This is a genomic window from Cohnella boryungensis, from assembly GCF_042651945.1.
GTDB lineage: Bacteria > Bacillota > Bacilli > Paenibacillales > Paenibacillaceae > Cohnella > Cohnella boryungensis.
In genome coordinates this window covers 30,689-47,017 of sequence record NZ_JBHSED010000003.1, presented here as the reverse complement: position 1 = coordinate 47,017, position 16,329 = coordinate 30,689, and the positions used below count along the sequence as shown (strand labels likewise).

Annotated in this window: 18 protein-coding genes; 4 read left to right on the top strand and 14 right to left on the bottom strand. The window is 56.8% G+C overall.

The annotated features are described in order from the left end of the window. Window positions 1-292: 292 nt before the first annotated feature. From ACFO1S_RS01595 to ACFO1S_RS01575, 5 genes are read right to left on the bottom strand one after another with little or no spacing between them, the layout of a single operon-like run. Complete coding sequence (locus tag ACFO1S_RS01595; protein WP_204600978.1) at window positions 293-1,558, bottom strand: ABC transporter permease; 1,266 nt, start codon at window positions 1,556-1,558, stop codon at window positions 293-295. Then, entirely contained in the window at window positions 1,551-2,456 is a 906-nt protein-coding gene (locus tag ACFO1S_RS01590; protein WP_204600979.1) for an ABC transporter ATP-binding protein, read from the bottom strand. Before ACFO1S_RS01590 ends, ACFO1S_RS01595 begins: the two co-directional genes overlap by 8 nt. Beyond that, entirely contained in the window at window positions 2,453-3,376 is a 924-nt protein-coding gene (locus ACFO1S_RS01585; RefSeq protein WP_204600980.1) for an ABC transporter ATP-binding protein, read from the bottom strand. Before ACFO1S_RS01585 ends, ACFO1S_RS01590 begins: the two co-directional genes overlap by 4 nt. Next, window positions 3,373-3,780, bottom strand: coding sequence for a GntR family transcriptional regulator (locus ACFO1S_RS01580; RefSeq protein ID WP_204600981.1), 408 nt, complete (start codon window positions 3,778-3,780; stop codon window positions 3,373-3,375). Before ACFO1S_RS01580 ends, ACFO1S_RS01585 begins: the two co-directional genes overlap by 4 nt. A gap of 29 nt (window positions 3,781-3,809) precedes the next feature. Then, window positions 3,810-4,544, bottom strand: coding sequence for a hypothetical protein (locus tag ACFO1S_RS01575; protein ID WP_204600982.1), 735 nt, complete (start codon window positions 4,542-4,544; stop codon window positions 3,810-3,812). 175 nt (window positions 4,545-4,719) lie between these two features. Here ACFO1S_RS01575 and ACFO1S_RS01570 point away from each other — a divergent pair, with 175 nt between their 5' ends. Further along, window positions 4,720-5,799, top strand: coding sequence for a CAP domain-containing protein (locus ACFO1S_RS01570; protein ID WP_204600983.1), 1,080 nt, complete (start codon window positions 4,720-4,722; stop codon window positions 5,797-5,799). Between the two features lie 34 nt (window positions 5,800-5,833). Then, a complete protein-coding gene (locus tag ACFO1S_RS01565; protein ID WP_204600984.1) occupies window positions 5,834-6,772 on the top strand; it encodes an RluA family pseudouridine synthase in 939 nt (312 codons plus the stop codon). 118 nt (window positions 6,773-6,890) lie between these two features. On the opposite strand, the gene ACFO1S_RS01560 is transcribed toward ACFO1S_RS01565, so the two are convergent. The 9 genes from ACFO1S_RS01560 to ACFO1S_RS01520 form a co-directional block, all read right to left on the bottom strand. Further along, the gene (locus tag ACFO1S_RS01560; protein WP_204600985.1) at window positions 6,891-7,319 is read right to left on the bottom strand and encodes a DMT family transporter; all 429 of its coding nucleotides are present in this window, start codon (window positions 7,317-7,319) and stop codon (window positions 6,891-6,893) included. Between the two features lie 15 nt (window positions 7,320-7,334). Beyond that, a complete protein-coding gene (locus tag ACFO1S_RS01555; protein WP_204600986.1) occupies window positions 7,335-8,030 on the bottom strand; it encodes a cyclic nucleotide-binding domain-containing protein in 696 nt (231 codons plus the stop codon). Between the two features lie 163 nt (window positions 8,031-8,193). Then, window positions 8,194-9,486, bottom strand: a complete 1,293-nt coding sequence (locus ACFO1S_RS01550; protein WP_204600987.1) for a TcaA 3rd/4th domain-containing protein — start codon at window positions 9,484-9,486, stop codon at window positions 8,194-8,196. Between the two features lie 27 nt (window positions 9,487-9,513). After that, window positions 9,514-10,689 (bottom strand): PQQ-dependent sugar dehydrogenase, encoded by a 1,176-nt coding sequence (locus tag ACFO1S_RS01545; protein WP_204600988.1) that lies wholly within the window; start codon window positions 10,687-10,689, stop codon window positions 9,514-9,516. 210 nt (window positions 10,690-10,899) lie between these two features. After that, the gene (locus ACFO1S_RS01540) at window positions 10,900-11,052 is read right to left on the bottom strand and encodes a hypothetical protein (RefSeq protein WP_204600989.1); all 153 of its coding nucleotides are present in this window, start codon (window positions 11,050-11,052) and stop codon (window positions 10,900-10,902) included. Window positions 11,053-11,070: 18 nt separating this feature from the next. Next, the gene (locus tag ACFO1S_RS01535) at window positions 11,071-11,400 is read right to left on the bottom strand and encodes a ferredoxin family protein (RefSeq protein ID WP_204600990.1); all 330 of its coding nucleotides are present in this window, start codon (window positions 11,398-11,400) and stop codon (window positions 11,071-11,073) included. Continuing rightward, window positions 11,382-12,677 (bottom strand): FAD-dependent oxidoreductase, encoded by a 1,296-nt coding sequence (locus ACFO1S_RS01530; RefSeq protein WP_204600991.1) that lies wholly within the window; start codon window positions 12,675-12,677, stop codon window positions 11,382-11,384. Before ACFO1S_RS01530 ends, ACFO1S_RS01535 begins: the two co-directional genes overlap by 19 nt. Continuing rightward, window positions 12,661-13,695: an electron transfer flavoprotein subunit alpha/FixB family protein gene (locus ACFO1S_RS01525; RefSeq protein WP_204600992.1), complete on the bottom strand. Its 1,035-nt coding sequence runs from the start codon at window positions 13,693-13,695 to the stop codon at window positions 12,661-12,663. Before ACFO1S_RS01525 ends, ACFO1S_RS01530 begins: the two co-directional genes overlap by 17 nt. Continuing rightward, window positions 13,692-14,528, bottom strand: a complete 837-nt coding sequence (locus ACFO1S_RS01520; RefSeq protein ID WP_204601070.1) for an electron transfer flavoprotein subunit beta/FixA family protein — start codon at window positions 14,526-14,528, stop codon at window positions 13,692-13,694. Before ACFO1S_RS01520 ends, ACFO1S_RS01525 begins: the two co-directional genes overlap by 4 nt. A 77-nt stretch (window positions 14,529-14,605) precedes the next feature. Here ACFO1S_RS01520 and ACFO1S_RS01515 point away from each other — a divergent pair, with 77 nt between their 5' ends. Next, window positions 14,606-15,691, top strand: a complete 1,086-nt coding sequence (locus ACFO1S_RS01515) for a phosphodiester glycosidase family protein (RefSeq protein WP_204600993.1) — start codon at window positions 14,606-14,608, stop codon at window positions 15,689-15,691. A gap of 18 nt (window positions 15,692-15,709) precedes the next feature. Further along, window positions 15,710-16,321 (top strand): glycosyltransferase family 2 protein, encoded by a 612-nt coding sequence (locus ACFO1S_RS01510; protein ID WP_378126101.1) that lies wholly within the window; start codon window positions 15,710-15,712, stop codon window positions 16,319-16,321. Window positions 16,322-16,329: the final 8 nt, after the last annotated feature.

Genomic DNA, 16,329 nt, shown 5'->3' with positions numbered 1-16,329 from the left:
TCTCCTATTTATCCTCGGGTGTGTAACCGACCCAAGCCTATCGGATCATACGAATAGTCCAAATGTCACCTCAAACATACCACAATTACCTAAAATATGACAATTTCTTGGCCGAATACCACGAATTATATCGGTTTTTGACCACAATTCCACACTAAGGAGTGGTGAAAAATGGGGCTAGCCACGGTAAGCTTTTTCATCCTTTATTTGGCTAAAGCGCAAAATGACCCGAAAGAGGTCACTTTTTTCAAGTGTCCATCTTTCGGGTCATCCTTCACAATATTGGAAATCCTTATACCTTGTAAGCCTTCATCGCTTTCATAATCTCTTTGACCGAAGGACGTTTGCCGTACATCAGAACGCCGACGCGATAGATTTTGGCGGAAATCCAGCCGATCAGGAGGATGGATGCGGCCAGAATGCCGATCGAGAGCGCAATTTCCCACCAAGCCGGCTCCGACAATCCGATCCGCAGGAACATCAGGAACGGCGAGAAGAAAGGAATGTACTGGCACACCTGAATCAGAATGTGATCCGGCTGGTTAAGTCCGAACATCGCAACGTAGAAGCCTACGAGCGTGAGCAAGGTAATCGGCATAACCGCTTGCCCCAGGTCCTCCGTACGGCTGACGATCGAGCCCACGGCCGCGAACAGAGTTGCGTACAGGAAGAAGCCTGCCAGGAAGAAGCCGATTGCGTATACCAGCAGCATAGGATCGATGTTGCCCAGATCGATGCCGAAGCTCTTCAGAATATCCGAGTTTTGCGGCATGGTCAGGTTGGCGACCAACGCCCCGATCAGAACGACGAGCTGGATGATGGCCACCAGGAACGTTCCGAGAATTTTGCCCCACATCTGCTTCAGCGGGGAGACGCTGGTCACGATGATTTCCATTACGCGCGAGCTTTTCTCCGCCGTAATTTCCGTAGCGATCAGTTGTCCCGTAATCATGACCGCCATGAACAGCAGGATAATCATGACGTAGGTCAAGCCGATGGCCATGCCCTGCTCTTCCTCGGTTTTGCCCTTTTCGTTCGTGAAGCTGACCTTCTGGGTTTCAAGCGTTACCTGCGCATACAGCTGCGCTTTCTGCTCATCGGACAATCCGGCATCCTTGATGATCGCTTCGTTCTTGATTTGCTGAAGCACCACGGTAAGAGAGGAAGCCGTGCCGCCCTCGAACGCGCTCTTGGAGTTGTAGACGACCTTAGGAAAACCTCCGGCCGGCTCATCTGCGAACGTCAGATAACCTTTGATGTCCCCGTTCTCCAGCGAGCTTTTTAGCTCCGCCTCGCTGGCCATGCCCACCATCTCGATATCGGGCTCCGGCACCTGGCCGTAATATTGGGCCAGTCCCTCCGTAATTTCGGCATGCTGACCTTGCGCATAGCCGACTTTCGCTGCGGAGCTTCCGCCGCCCAGCTTGTCGATCAAATAAGGAAGATTGCCCGCGACGACCAGCAGCAGCGCAAGCACGACTGTCATAATAATGAAGGATTTGCTGCGCAGCTTGTTGCGCATCGTAAAGCCCATTACCGTCCATAAGCTGTTATTCATGGCTCTCACCTACCGTTTTAATAAAGATTTCGTTGAGCGTCGGCTCCATAATCTCGAAGCGGTTGACCGGACCTTGCGCCATCGCGTGCTGAAGGATGCGTTGCCCGGCATCCGGAGCGCCGACCTTAAGCTCGTATCCGCCATGCTCGTGAAGGATGACCCGCTCCACTCCCGGTATCCGCTCCAGCCCTTCGATCGCGCCATCGGCGGCTACGACGACCCGCTCTTGCGGAAACTTCTTCTTGATTTCCTTAATCGGGCCCTGCAGAACCGGATTCGACTTATGCATAATCGTAATGTTCCGGCACAGCTCTTCGACATGCTCCATCCGGTGCGTCGAGAACACGATGCTGGTTCCCGCGTCGCGAAGCTCTTTGACTGTGGATTTCAGCAGCTCTACGTTAACCGGGTCAAGCCCGCTGAACGCTTCATCGAGAATAAGAATTTTCGGATTATGGATGACGGCCGCGATAAATTGAACTTTTTGCTGATTGCCTTTGGACAGCTCTTCGACCTTCTTGTTATAGTACTCCGGCACCTGGAACTTCTCCAGCCAGCGCTTCAAATTACGGTCGGCGTCCTTGCGGGACATTCCGCGCAGCTGAGCCAGATAGATAATCTGCTCGCTCACCTTGATCTTCGGATACATGCCCCTCTCCTCCGGCAGGTAGCCCAGCATGCTCAATTGCTCCTGGCTGTAAGGCTTGCCGAGATAGCGGATATTTCCCTCGTCGGGCAATATCAATCCCAGAACCATCCTCATCGTCGTCGTTTTGCCGGCCCCGTTCGCGCCGAGCAAGCCGTAGATTTCGCCCGCAGCCACCTCGAAGCTTAGGTGGTTAACGGCTGTCTTGCTGCCATAGTTTTTAACAATTTGCTCTACTTGTAATGGATTCATCGTCTTGCTTCCTCCTTCCGAATTAAACAGCTTAATATATCTTCCAGCTCCATTCGCTGAACTGCCAGCACCTGGAACCCGTTCTCTCTGCAATAAGCCTCGCCTTGCTCGGGCTCGTTGACCTCGAGGCGATAGACGCCCGGCCCCGCTTCCGTTACCCCCTGAAGACCCGGAGTTCGCTGCAGCCGTTCGGCATCCCCCTTAACGGCCGCTTCGTTCTGTACGACGATCGTTCTCCAATCGTCCAGTAGCCGATCCTTCTCATAGAGGCCCAGTATCCTCCCGCGATTGATAAAGAGGATGTAGTCGGCCAGCCGCTTGATCTCCTCCATGATATGGGTCGCAAGGACAAGCGTCCGGTTTCCCGGCTCCATATAGCGCTGAAGCTCCTCCAGCATCGCTTTCCAGGCGAAGGGATCGAGGCCCGACGAGGGCTCGTCGAGGAGCAGCAGCTCGGGATCGTGCGCCATCGTGACGGCAAGCTCGATCTTGCGGCGCGACCCCTTCGACAGCTTGCTCAGCTTCTGTCCGCCGTCGATGTCGAAGGATCTCAGCAGCTTGCGATAGCGTTCCCAGTCCCAGTTCGGGTACCAGCAGGATGCGAATCTCGCTTTCTCGTCGGCCGTCATTGAATTCTCGTATTGCAGCGGGTTCTCCGCAAGAAAACCAATCCGGCTCTTGTAGGCCTCGCCCTGGGGACCGCCTACGCGCTGCCCCAGGATGTCCGCTTCCCCCGCTTGTATCGGTTCCAGTCCGAGCAGCGCCCGAAACAACGTGCTCTTGCCCGATCCGTTCGGTCCGACTATGGCCGTGACCATCCCCTGAGGAATCTCGCATTGAATCGGCCCGAGCGTAAACCGCTCATGCTGAAGCTTCACGCCGCGCAACGCGATCGCGACTTCTGTACCCGTAGCCGTCATTCCGTTTTCTCCCCCCTGTCCGCCGCTTTCCGCGCCATCACTTGCCGGAATGCGGCATCGATTTCCTCCATGGTGCATTGCAGCTGCAAGCCTGCATCTATTGCCCGTTCCAGCTCGTCCGAGACTCTCTCCAAACGATGCTCGTCTCGTGCGACAGGCTCTACTCCCGCTACAAAAGTACCCGTGCCTTGCCTCGTACGAATCAGGCCCTCGCTTTCCAGATCCTGATATACCCTGCGGACGGTAATCGCGCTGCATTTCAGCGAAACCGCCAGCTCGCGGATCGAGGGAAGTAAGGTTCCTTCCTTTAATTGTCCGCCGAGGATAAGCCCGCGAAGCTGCACCTCGATCTGATGATAAAGCGGTTCAGGCCGTTGTTCATCTATGCGTATCGGCAGCCACACAAGCTCACCTCACTTTCTTCATCTAGCGTTCATCCTAACGGTAAAGATCTGGACCGTATACGCTTAACCGTAGCCCTGTAGCCGATCCAGAGCGCCGCCGCGGCAAGAGCCGCCAATCCGGCAATCCAGCCCCCGCCGTGTCCGCTTCGGATTATCTCCAGCACCTCTTGGAACACGTAAATCTCCTGCCAGACGAACAGAGTGGACAAGACGGTAACCAGAACGAAGTAGCCGAGGTAAAAGAAGCAGTAGCCTTTGCCGCTTAAGCTCAGTTCGGCCCAAATGTATACCCCGTTAATCACCAGAGCAAAACAGAGCCAGATCAATCCGAACTGTACCATCTGCATCGGCGTTAACGTATCCCTCAGGTTCTGCGAAGCCGCGTACTGGAGCAGCAAGTAAATTCCGCCGATGATGGGAATCATCAAGCCGCTTTGCGCCATTCTGGCTTTCACGATGGAGGAGATCGGAATCGGCATCGTGCGCCAGTGCGCCAACCGTCTGGAGTAATGGTCGTCCCGCCACATTCCCCATGCGGACTTGTTCATCACCAGACCGAAGGAAGGAAACATCGTCAGGTAGATCCAATCGACGATCACGTTTAACGACTTCGGAATGGCCTCGTTGCTGCCCAGAATCGCATCCACCGTGTAGCTGAGGATAAACCCCAGATAAATTCCGAAGAGCAGCGTGAACAGCATCCCCCACCGTTCCCGTCTCCACAGATAAGCCCCGATATGGGCAACGGCTTGCCGCTGGGTCATAGGGAGTCCTCCTCGCAAAGTGTTCATGTGTGTATATCCATATACACACTATACAGGGTGAATCTATTTTCGTCAACCCTACAGGAAAATAAAACCTTAAAGGCGAATTAAGGGAGAGAACGTCGTCTCGCGTCGGAACCTTGGACGACACCCTTCACGAAAGCGAGCTGACAACATGAATCGTAGTCGATATTGGTTTATTGCGGCGCTGTCCATGCTTCTCGTCTGGATGCCGATCCCGCCTGCCCCTTCGGTTAATGCCGCTTTGCCTGCATTGGGCACGGGTTTACCGGCACGCACCGCGCAAGAAATAGCCGCTCAGTGGAAGAAGCTGATGCACCCGACGGCGGACTTCACGTCTCCTTATGCTTCGGCCCCTTCCGCTCGCCATCCTTACGCCCCCGGTTCGTTAAAGGCGGAATACATTCAGGATGGCCTTAATGCCGTTAACTATTATCGCTTCATCAGCGGTCTGCCTTACGATTTGACAGCAACGGCGAAAATGAACAAGCAGGCTCAGTACGGCTCCGTGCTGCTCGCCGCGGAAGACGATTTCAGCCATACGCCGGCCAAGCCTGCGAACATGTCCAAATCCTTCTATACGGCGGGCTACGCTTCAACCACAACAGCCAATATTTACGCTTATTACGGCAAGGAGGAACATATTCTATCGCGTGCCGTTGACGCTTATATGGAAGACTCGGATATCTACAATCTGTCCGTCGTCGGCCATCGCCGTTGGATATTGAATCCACGGCTCCAGCAGATCGGCTTCGGCCAAGCCTCGAACGACAAGCGCTGGACGTATTCCGTTCTGCAGGTGTTCGATCAGAGCCGTGCGAAGCCCATTGCTTACAATTATGTAGCTTACCCCGCGCAAGGGGATTTTCCGATCAATCGATTCGGCCCGAACGATGCTTGGTCGGTCAGTCTGAACATGGACAAATTCAAAGCGCCTGTAAAAAGCGCCGTCACTGTCACCCTCGTGCGCGTCAAAGACAAGAAAACGTGGAAGCTTAGCGCGAAGCACGGGAAGGTCGCGGAGACCGGCAACTATTTTAATGTGGAGACGAACGGTTACGGCTCGGGGACGGCGATTATTTTCCGTCCGGGGGGCATTGCGGAGTACAAGGAAGACGACCGCTACCAAGTGACGATACAGGGCCTGCGCCTGAAATCCGGAGCTGCCCAGAAGCTGGCCTACACCGTTCATTTCGTGGATGCCGACAAATCGGGTATAATCGAGACAGAATAACGGACGCGACCCCGAAAGGATAGATAGATTCACTATGAGCAAAAGCAGACCTACTCCCCGCCCTCGTACCGGGGCCTTCAATCGAAAACCCGCGCCAGGCAGAACGTTCAAGGTGACGGAGCCAGCCGAGCTGCTGGTCTTTCTGCTGGCCAAGCTTGCGCCGCAGGGCCGAAACACCGTCAAGTCCATGCTGGCCCACGGTCAAATCTCCGTCGACGATCGGGTTGAGAAGCTGTACAACTTCCCGCTTCATCCGGGGCAGACCGTCACCGTCCGCAAGGAACGCACATTGGCCGCGCCCCCGCTGGCCGGACTGCGGATTCTGCATGAAGACGACGCGGTCATCGTCGTTCAGAAGGACGCCGGCTTGCTGTCCGTCGCCACCGAGCAGGAATCCGAGCTGACCGCTTATCGCCAGCTGACCGCGCACGTGAGGTTTGCCGATCCTAACGCCCGCATCTTCGTCCTTCACCGTCTGGACCGGGAAACCTCCGGCGTCATGATGTTCGCCAAGAGCGAGAAGGTTCAGCAGAAGATGCAGAACGGCTGGAAGGAGTTCGTCAAGGAACGCTCCTATGTGGCGCTCGTCGAAGGCATGGTCAAGAAAACGAACGGGACGATCAGCTCCTGGCTGAAGGAAACGTCCACGCTGAAGATGTACTCCAGCCCCGTGCCGAACGACGGACAGCATGCGATTACCCATTACAAGGTGCTGCGGGCCAACCGCAACTACTCGCTGCTGCAAATCGAACTGGAAACCGGCCGCAAAAACCAGATCCGGGTCCATATGCAGGATATCGGCCATCCGGTCGCCAGCGACAAAAAATACGGCGCGAAGACGAAGCCGTTCGCCCGGCTCGGCCTGCACGCCCGGATTCTCGCCTTCGAGCACCCGGTTACCGGCAAGCTGATGCGATTCGAGACCGACATTCCCAAGCCTTTCCTGAGCCAGTTCAAGGAGGAGCCGAAATAAACGGCTCCAAGCGGCAAAGAACCGACGCGTCGTCCCAAGCGGACAGCGCAGTCGGTTCTTTTATTCACCCGCAAGCACAATCGAGATCATCGCATATTACGGAGCGGATTGAAGAAGCCTACTTCCATTTGAATACGATCACGCCCGCAATCATTACGGCGATACCGATTAGCCTGTTCGCCGAAAGCTCGACTTTCTCGACTCCGAACAAGCCGAAGCTCTCCAGCGCAAGCGCGCACAGGAGCTGCGCAATCAACAGAACGGCGATCGCATATGCGGGATTAAGCGCGACGACCGATTTCATGGCGGTGAACACGATAACAACACCCATGAAGCCGCCTAGCAGAAACAGCTTATTTACCGATTGGAGCTTATGAATACTGCCGTCCTTAATGAGCCAGAACAACGCGAGGGATAGCAGAAAGCCCGATCCATGAACGATCGTGTTCGTCAGCCAGAACCCGACCTTCTCGCTAAGCCGAACGTTAAAGATGCCTTGAATGCTGACGAACAAGCCCGCGATAATCGCGTAGACAATACCGATCACTTTATTCTCCTCCTGTTAGTGATAGGAAATTCCGTTCGCCAGCTGCTCAAGCCGGGCCCGATCCTTTACGTATAGAGAGCCCCGCGATCGCTCGACCCAGCCCTCCCTCACGAATCGCGAGATGACACGGTTGAGATGGCGATAGCTCGTCCCGAGCAGCTCTGCAATCTCGGTCAGCTTGCCCGTCTTGATCTCCTCTGTCAAAGCTCTGTCCTGCTCGTCCGTGATGGAGAGAAGGTAGCCCGCAAACCGCGTTTCGACGGGATAGAGCAGATTCAGGCTGGACGAGGTAGAGAAGGTATGCAGCTTGTGGGCCAGACTCTGGATAATGAAGCGCAGGAAGGCGGCATCCTCACAGGCTGTCTCCAGCAAGGCTTGCCGCTGAATGCCGATGAACAACGTCTCGTTCACCGATTCCACCGTGCTTTTTACCGATAGCTCTCCCAGCATTTCCAAATCCCCTATCGTACTTAGCGGTTGATAGAACCGGATCAGAATCGATTTGCCGTTAGGCAGCACGCGGTAAATTTTGACTCTGCCTTGAACCAGCATGAACAGATGCTCCGCGCGGCCTTCGGCCAGGTAGACGATCTCTCCCTTATCGAAAGCATATAGCTCCATTAACGCTTCCGTCTTCTTGTCGAACAATCCGCTTAACCGATGCTTGTCCATGAATCGACGAAGCAGTAAGGCATCTTGAATCTTCCTCATGCAAGGGCTCCCTTATCGTTAACGAGCAAGCTCTTCTCTTATTGTAGGATCATTATTCCACAAGCAAAAGGACATATGTCCTATCTAGGAAAAATCGATTTCTCACGCCTGATGCAGCGCATAAAAAACTTCCGATCCCGAAGGCCGGAAGCTCTTGTGTCCTTTACTTGAATACCTTTAAGTTATCCGTACTGATCGCGTCAAGGTTCATCCAGCCCGACACGAGCCATTGGCCGTTCTCGTAGAGCAATTGATATTGGGTGTACTGGGTTCCCTCTATCGGCTCCGGCTTGGTCTCGTAAGCTCCGTAATAGTAGGCTTCGCTGTAGTCGACCTTAGCTTGCACCGATACCGAATATTCGGTATCGCTGTACTGATCGAGCCGGAAGCTGTCGAGATCGAACGCCGCCCGCCGAACTTCCCCGCTGTAGAATTCGTCGTTGGCAATCATCTCCGCAAAATGGGCGGCGAGATCGTTAGCGCGCTCTGGGTACGCATGGCGCAGCGATCCGGCGTCCCGCTTGCGGAAGGCCTCGTACCAGCTGGTCAGGAACGAATACGCCGCTTCCATCGCCCCCTCCTTGACGGTCTCGGTCAGACTCGGAAGGTTGAACTCCAGCCGATCTCCGTCGATGGCCTCCTCCTCGCTTCGGGTGATTCCCCAAGGGTACTCCACCTCTAGCCGCATCTTGTTCGTACCGTCGATTGCAATCGGTCCGATACGCTGCCCGTCGCCGACGGCCAGCTCCAAATCTTCCCCGTTAATGAATATGCGCGCAGAGCTATTGTTGGCGAATACGCTGACGTATTCGCCCTTCAGCGGAACGTCCACCGTCTCTACACCGCCGCCGACCGGGAAGGCTGCGACTGTCCGTTCCTCCTCCAGCTTCGTATACTTTCCCTGGTAGACGACCTTGATCGTATGCTCTCCCGGCAGCACCGGCCCTACCTCCAGCACGGAGCCGCCCGCTCCGGCAGTTCCCGCTTCCTTGCCGTTAAGCAGGATGGCCGAGCCGCCGAAGTTCGTCGTCACCGGAAGTGAATAGAGCTTCAGCTTCAGCTCGTAGCCGTCATACAGCCCCCAGCGCTTGCCCTCCGTCTTGCTCAGATAGACGAAAGCCGACTTGTCGTCGTCTGCGAACGCCGGAATCGCGTCCGCCTTCAAGAGGTCGGCCTCCTCCGCCAGCCTTCCCAGCAAAGCCTTCTTCTTGTCCTCGTTCGCCTTGAAATAGACGATCATCGCCTCTGCCGCTTTCCGCTCGAGCGGAGCCTGTCCCTCCGGCGCGGTCAGCAGCTCCAGCAGCTTGTCCGGTTGGCCGCGCTCGATGGCGCTATCGAGACGGTCCAGCAATCTCTGTTCGTCGGACAGATAGCGCCCTAGGAAGTAGGCTCCTGCGAGCAGCAGCAGCACGGCAGCCGCAGCTCCCAGCGCAATCTTCGTTTTCTTCGATGCCATGGCTGTTCACCTATTTTCCGTTTTCTCTTACGTGCCTTGCGGCTGCCGAAGCTTATAGATACGCCCTTCGGCTGTACAGACATACAGATTTCCTTCTGCATCGCGCCCGAATGAAGTCAAGTTTCTCTCCGAGTGCAGAAGAGTCCGATGCTCGGCCGTTCCATCGTCGCGCTGCCGCAGCGCCCAGATCGTACCGCTCCCGTAATCTCCGTAGATGTACCAGCCTGACCAATCGGGCATTCGGGTCCCGCGATACACGAAACCGCCCGTAACGGATACGCCTTCGCTCCGGCCGTAGGCAAACAGCGGGTCTGTCAAGCCCTCCCGCTCGCAGCCTGTCTTCGGGTTATAGCATTCCGCGCCCTCCCGCAATCTCCAGCCGTAATTCCGTCCGCTTTCGATGAGATTGATTTCCTCGAAGCGATCCTGTCCCACATCGGCGGCCCATAGCTTGCCCGTCTCCTCGTCGAAGCTGAACCTCCACGGGTTCCGCAGTCCGTATGCGTAGATTTCCGGCTGGCCTCCCTCAAGAAAAGGATTATCCGCCGGAATCGCGTAAGGACGTCCATCCTTCTCTTCGCTGACGTCTATTCTGAGGATTTTGCCCAGCAGGCTCTCCAGGTTCTGGCTGTTGTTCTGCGGGTCTCCCCCGCTTCCCCCGTCTCCCGTCGCTATGTACAAATACCCGTCCGGTCCAAAGGCAAGCTGGCCCCCGTTATGATTCGAATAAGGCTGGGCGATGGTCAGCAGCACTTGCTCGCTGCCAGGGTCCAGCGTATCCGGATTCGCCGGATCGGCTTTATACCGGGCGATAACGGTGTGGCTAGCCGTAGTGTAGTTCACATAGGCCTCTTCTGATCGCTCAGGGTTGAACGCCAGTCCCAGAAGCCCTTGCTCTCCTCCCTTGTCGTGCACTCGCTCCGTAATATCCAGCACGAGCCGGGTCGGTTCCTCCGGATGCTCCAGGCTCCTGCTCACGATCCGCCCCGGCTGCTCGATAATATAGACAAGCTCGGGATAACCCTCGCGATGCTCCAGCCCCACGGGCTTGTCGAACTCGGTCTCTCCGAAGACCGCCTCCAGCTCGATGCCGGCGGCTTGGCCGGATGCCGTGGCGACCGGCTCGGGCGGACTCTGCTTCCCGCAGGCGGCCAACGCCAGGCAGACCAACGCTCCGGCGACGGCGAATCCGATACGTGTCATAGGCGACGTCCCCCTTTGCTTCAAATCATCTCATAATTTCACGGCCGTGCACAAGCTTCGCGCGTCCTAGTTTAAAGCTGAGTCGAAGCCCCTCGTCTTCTTCGAAGAGTACCGCGCGACAAAAGCCGCGCCTCCTCTCGCGGAAGCGCGGCTTGCGACTGCTCGGATATGAATTGAACGCCGATCGCGGCAACCGGCGGCTCTATCCCTTCACCGCTGCGCTTCCGGCTTTCTCAGGCGTTCCCCCTGCTCCCAGCTGCTGAAGTGATCCTCCCAAATGATGTGGTACAAATCGCCCTGAACCTCGACAATGACTCCTTTGGTGCCGTCCGGCACGTATACGACGTGATCTCCAACCTTCAAGTCGCGCACCACCCTTTGTCACCCGAGTCGAAAAACGATGCCGTGACCGCCCTTCGGATACACCCACTTGATATTCTGATGCGGGCAGCCGATTCGGCAGCTTCCGCACTCATGGCAGCCCTCGTAGCCGACGTGCATGCGAACCTCTTCCCACTTGTAGACCTCGGCCGGACAAAATATCGTGCAGATTTTATCGGGGCAGCTCGACATGCACACCTCCGTATCCATGACGTGAAGATGCGACTGCGTATCGGCATTGAATCGAAGCAAATACTGCTTCTCTTCGATCGTCGCGGCCTTGGCTCCCGCAGCCGGTTGCGCTTCGCCCATTACTTCATCACCCTCCATGCCCGATACAGATCGCGGGCCATTTTGAGCTTTTCCTTAGCCGGACCCAGGTCCCGCCAAATTTTCTTCTGCTTCTCCCGCTTGGAGGTGCCGTCAACGGTCAGCATCTGGCTGGCGGCGCGATTGACCATCGGAATGTATTGCTCGAAATATTGCGGGAACTTATCGAAATGATGCGTTGCGTCCTTGTATTTCTTAAGATCCTGACCGACAAAGCTGGCCATCAGCTTCTTCCGATAGCCGTCAAGAGCGCTCTCCGAATAATCTCCCTTCTCCTTCGCCGCAACGATCGTCTCCGCAGCCAGCCTCCCCGACGTCATCGCCATGTTGGAGCCCTCGCGATGAATGGCGTTCACGAGCTGCGCGGCATCTCCGACGACCAGCACGCCCGCCGATACGACCTTCGGCATTGAATGATAGCCGCCTTCGGGAATCAGATGCGCCAAGTACTCCTGCGGCTCGGCTCCTTGCAGGTAAGGACGAATCATAGGGTGTCCCTTCACATACTCCATAAGCTCGTAAGGCTTTATCTTATGCTTGATCAAGCCGGAGAGCAACGTGCCGACGCCGATGCTCAGCGTATCCTTGTTCGTGTACAGGAAGCCGGTGCCGAGAATGCCCTTCGTCGCGTCGCCGAACAGCTCGATCGTGCAGCCTTGCCCTGCTTCGAGATTAAAGCGATCCTCGATCAGCTTCTTGTCGAGCTTGAGCACCTCCATCGTCGCCAGCGCCACTTCGTCGGGGCGAAACTCCTTATGGAAGCCGAGCGACTTGGCCAGCAGCGAGTTGACGCCGTCCGCCAGCACGACCACATCTGCGCGCAGCTCGCCGTCCGGGCGATCCGTCCGCACCCCGACGACTTGCCCGTTCTCGACGATGCATTCCAGCACGACCGTCTCATTAAGCAGCAGCGCGCCTTGCTCGACCGCCTTAGAGGCAAACCACTGATCGAACTTCGCGCGCAGCACCGTAAAATTGTTGTACGGCTCCGCCGCCCACTCCATGCCTTTGTAGGAGAAGGTTACGGCGGAATTCCGATCCATCATCATGAACCGCTGCTCCACGATAGGCCGTTCGACCGGAGCTTCCTTATAAAAGTCCGGAACGATCTCCTCCATCATTTTGCGGTACAGCACGCCTCCCATTACGTTCTTCGAGCCCGGATATTCTCCGCGTTCGATCAGCAGCACGTTAACGCCCGCTTTGGCAAGCTCATAGGCGCAGGCGATTCCGGCCGGACCCGCGCCGACGACAATAACGTCAAACTTTTCCGGCATCGGCCTCCTCCTTTCTCGCCAGAGCGGATAGGAAAGCTTCGGTCAGCATCGGGACAACGGTCAGTGCGTCCCCCACGATTCCGTAATGGCAGGTTTGAAAAATCGGGGCGGCGGGGTCCTTGTTGATGGCAATGATCAGGCCCGAGTTCTGCATCCCGACGACATGCTGAATCGCCCCGGAGATGCCGATGGCGAAATAAACCTTGGGCGTCACCGTCAATCCCGTCTGGCCGACCTGGTGATGATGCTCGATCCAGCCCGCTTCAACCACGTCCCGGCTCGCCCCGACGGCCGCGCCGAGCGCCTCGGCCAGCCGGTGCACGACCTGGAAGCCGGCCGGCCCGCCCAAGCCCTTGCCTCCTGCTACAATTACGTCCGCCTCGTCGATCCGGACATGCCGGGTCGTTGAACGGACAATCTCCAGCACTTTCGTACGAATGTCGTCCTCCCGCAGTGGAAGGCTCTCCTTGACCACCTCTCCCGAAGCCGCCTCTTGTCGGGGCAGCGCTTTCATGACTTTGGGACGAACGGTCGCCATCTGCGGGCGATATTTCTTGCACAGGATCGTCGCCATGATGTTGCCGCCGAACGCCGGACGACTGGCGAGCAGCAAGCCCGTGTCCTCCTCTACGTCCAGCTGGGTCGTATCCGCAGTCAGGCCGGTCGGCAAGTCGGTCGCCACCGCGCTGGCCAAATCCTTGCCCGTCGAGGTGGCGCCGTACAGCAAAATCTCGGGCTTATGCTTCTCGACGCAGTCCAGCATCGCCTTCATATAAGTCTCCGTACGATAGAACCGATAGATCGGATCGTCATAGACGTAGACCTTATCCGCCCCGTACTCAAGCACAGTCTTGGCGAGAGCGCCGTTATTTTCTCCGATCAGGACTCCCGCAAGCTCCGTCTTCCGCTTATCCGCAAGCTTCCTGCCCGCTCCAAGCAGCTCCAGGGACACTGGAGCCGGCGCTCCGTCCTTTTCCTCGACAAATACCCATACTCCGCGATAATCCTCGAAATTCATCCACCGTCACCTCCCGCAGCAGTGCCGAACAGCTCTCGGCGCGTCAGCAGAATATCGATCAGCTCGCCGACCTGCTCTTCCGGCCTGCCCTCCAGCATTTTACCCCCCTGCGGCTTTTGAGGCGCCCACACGGAGCTGACGATCGTCGGCGAACCCTTAAGCCCCAGCTGCGTCCGATCAATGTCCTGCAGATCGGCCGCCGTCCAGATGTGAGGCTGATAGCGGGCGGCGCGCAGCATGTTCGGCAGCGGCGAATACGGAACCTCGTTGATATCCTTCTCCACCGAGAGCAAGCAAGGCAGCGTCGAACGAATGACTTCATAGCCATCCTCCAGCTTGCGATGCACAATCGCGCAACGCTGCTCGGCGTCGATCTCGACGACCTTGTTGACCGATGTCAACGGAGGCATATCCAGCCTTCGCGCAATTCCCGGCCCGACCTGCCCCGTATCTCCGTCGATGGTCATCTTGCCGCAGACGATAAGATCGATCGGGCGAAGCTGCCCGATCTTCTCCAGCGCCTTCGCCAGCGCATAGCTCGTCGCCAGCGTATCCGCGCCGGCAAAGGCTTTGTCCGTTATCATGTAACCTTCGTCGGCCCCAATCTCGATGCACTTGCGAATCGCCTTGACCGCAGGAGGAGGCCCCATCGTCAGCACCGAGACGACTCCTCCATAACGAGCGCGAAGCCGCACTGCCTCCTCCACGGCATGGGCGTCGTACGGATTCAGGATGGCGGGCGCGCTGGCCCGGTCCATCGTGTTGGTCTTCGGATTCATCTTGATGATTTTCGTATCCGGCACCTGCTTGATGCAAGCGACGATGTGAAGCATTCGGCTCACCCTTTCCGCACTGACCGGCTTCCCGGTTCAACCGTTCACCTTATCTATATTAGGCAACGGGCAAGATCATGACTGGGTTTGTCCGGGGGGAGGCAGCCGTTCAGCAAACGCTCAACTCCGCCTCAGGCTCGCTTCAGCCTCTCTTCATCTTGAATTCAGTTCGCGATGTCACAATAGGCCTATTATCTTCGCGCTTCACGGAACGCGCCAAGGAGGGGATTCCTATCCCGAAGCTCGCCAGAAAAACAAAGGTTATCCTCATTGCTCTATTATTCTTCATAGCCGTCGTCGGCACGATCGTATACCGGTTGGCCGATCGTTATCTGATCGAGCATGTCGAGAGAATCGTAGCCGACGAGCCTGCGCCCTCAAGCGCCGCCAGCCAAGCCACGGCAAACGCGACCTACGACGATTGGAACTATCGCAGCGACGTGGCGACGATCAGCATTCGCAAGCTTCAGCGCGGCTTGGGGTCCGATCTGGTCACCTATTTCGTCGCGGACGTCCAAGTCAGCCAACCGAGCAATTTGCTTGCCGCCTTCGCAGACAACGCGTTCGGACGCAACATCACGGAACGAACCTCGGAGATTGCCGCCGATCACGACGCGATATTCGCCATTAATGGAGACTACTACGGCTTTCGCAGCGACGGCGTCATTATCCGCAACGGAACGCTCTATCGGGACGATCCGGCCCGCGACGCCTTCGCGTTGTTGAAGGACGGCTCGATGAAATCCTACGACGAGAACGAGCTTGCCTCCTCCGACCTGCTTGCCGAAGGAGCCTTGAATACTTTCTCGTTCGGTCCCGTTCTGGTGAAGGACGGCCAAGTGGCGGGAGACTTCGAGCATGTCGAGATCGATACGAATTTCGGCAACCGCTCCATCCAGAACGCGAATCCGAGAACCGGCATCGGAATGATCGCTCCCAACCACTATCTGTTCATTGTCGTAGACGGCCGCAGCGACAATTACATCCGCGGCATGACGCTGCTCGAATTCGCCAATCTGTTCTCGGAGCTCGGAGCGACCGAAGCCTACAATCTGGACGGCGGCGGCTCATCCACCATGTACTTCATGGGAAGGGTCGTCAACAATCCGCTCGGTAAGCAAAAAGAACGCGGCGTCAGCGACATTCTCTACATTCGCGAATAGAGGGGGCGGTTCTATCCCATGACCATTCTGATTCCTTCCTACGAACCGGACGAGAAGCTACTGCTGCTCATCGAACGGCTGCAGGCCGCAGGGAACCGCTCCATCGTCCTCGTGGACGACGGAAGCGGCGAACGGTACAGCGGCATCTTCAATCAGGCGCGCCGCGCCGGTTGCACCGTATTGACGCATCGGAGCAATCAAGGCAAAGGTAGCGCCCTGAAAACCGGGTTTCGCCACATTCGGGCATCCGGCGATACCTCAGGCATTGTATGCGCGGACAGCGATGGCCAGCATCTGCCGAAGGACATCGCCGCAGTCGGAGAAGCGCTCCGGCGCAACCCCGGTCATATCGTGCTGGGCAGCCGTCATTTCGTCGGCAAGGTTCCGTTTCGCAGCCGCTTGGGCAATGCCGCGACAAGGCTCGTCTATCGCTTCGCTACAGGCGTAAGCGTCCGGGATACGCAAACCGGGCTTCGCGGCTATTCGCCCGATATGCTGGATTGGCTCTGCAGCCTCTCCGGGGAGCGCTTTGAATACGAAATGATTATGCTTCTTGAGGCGAAGCAGGCAGGCTATCCCTTGATCGAACTGCCCATCGAAACCGTATACTTGAACGGAAACGAATCGTAACACTTTCG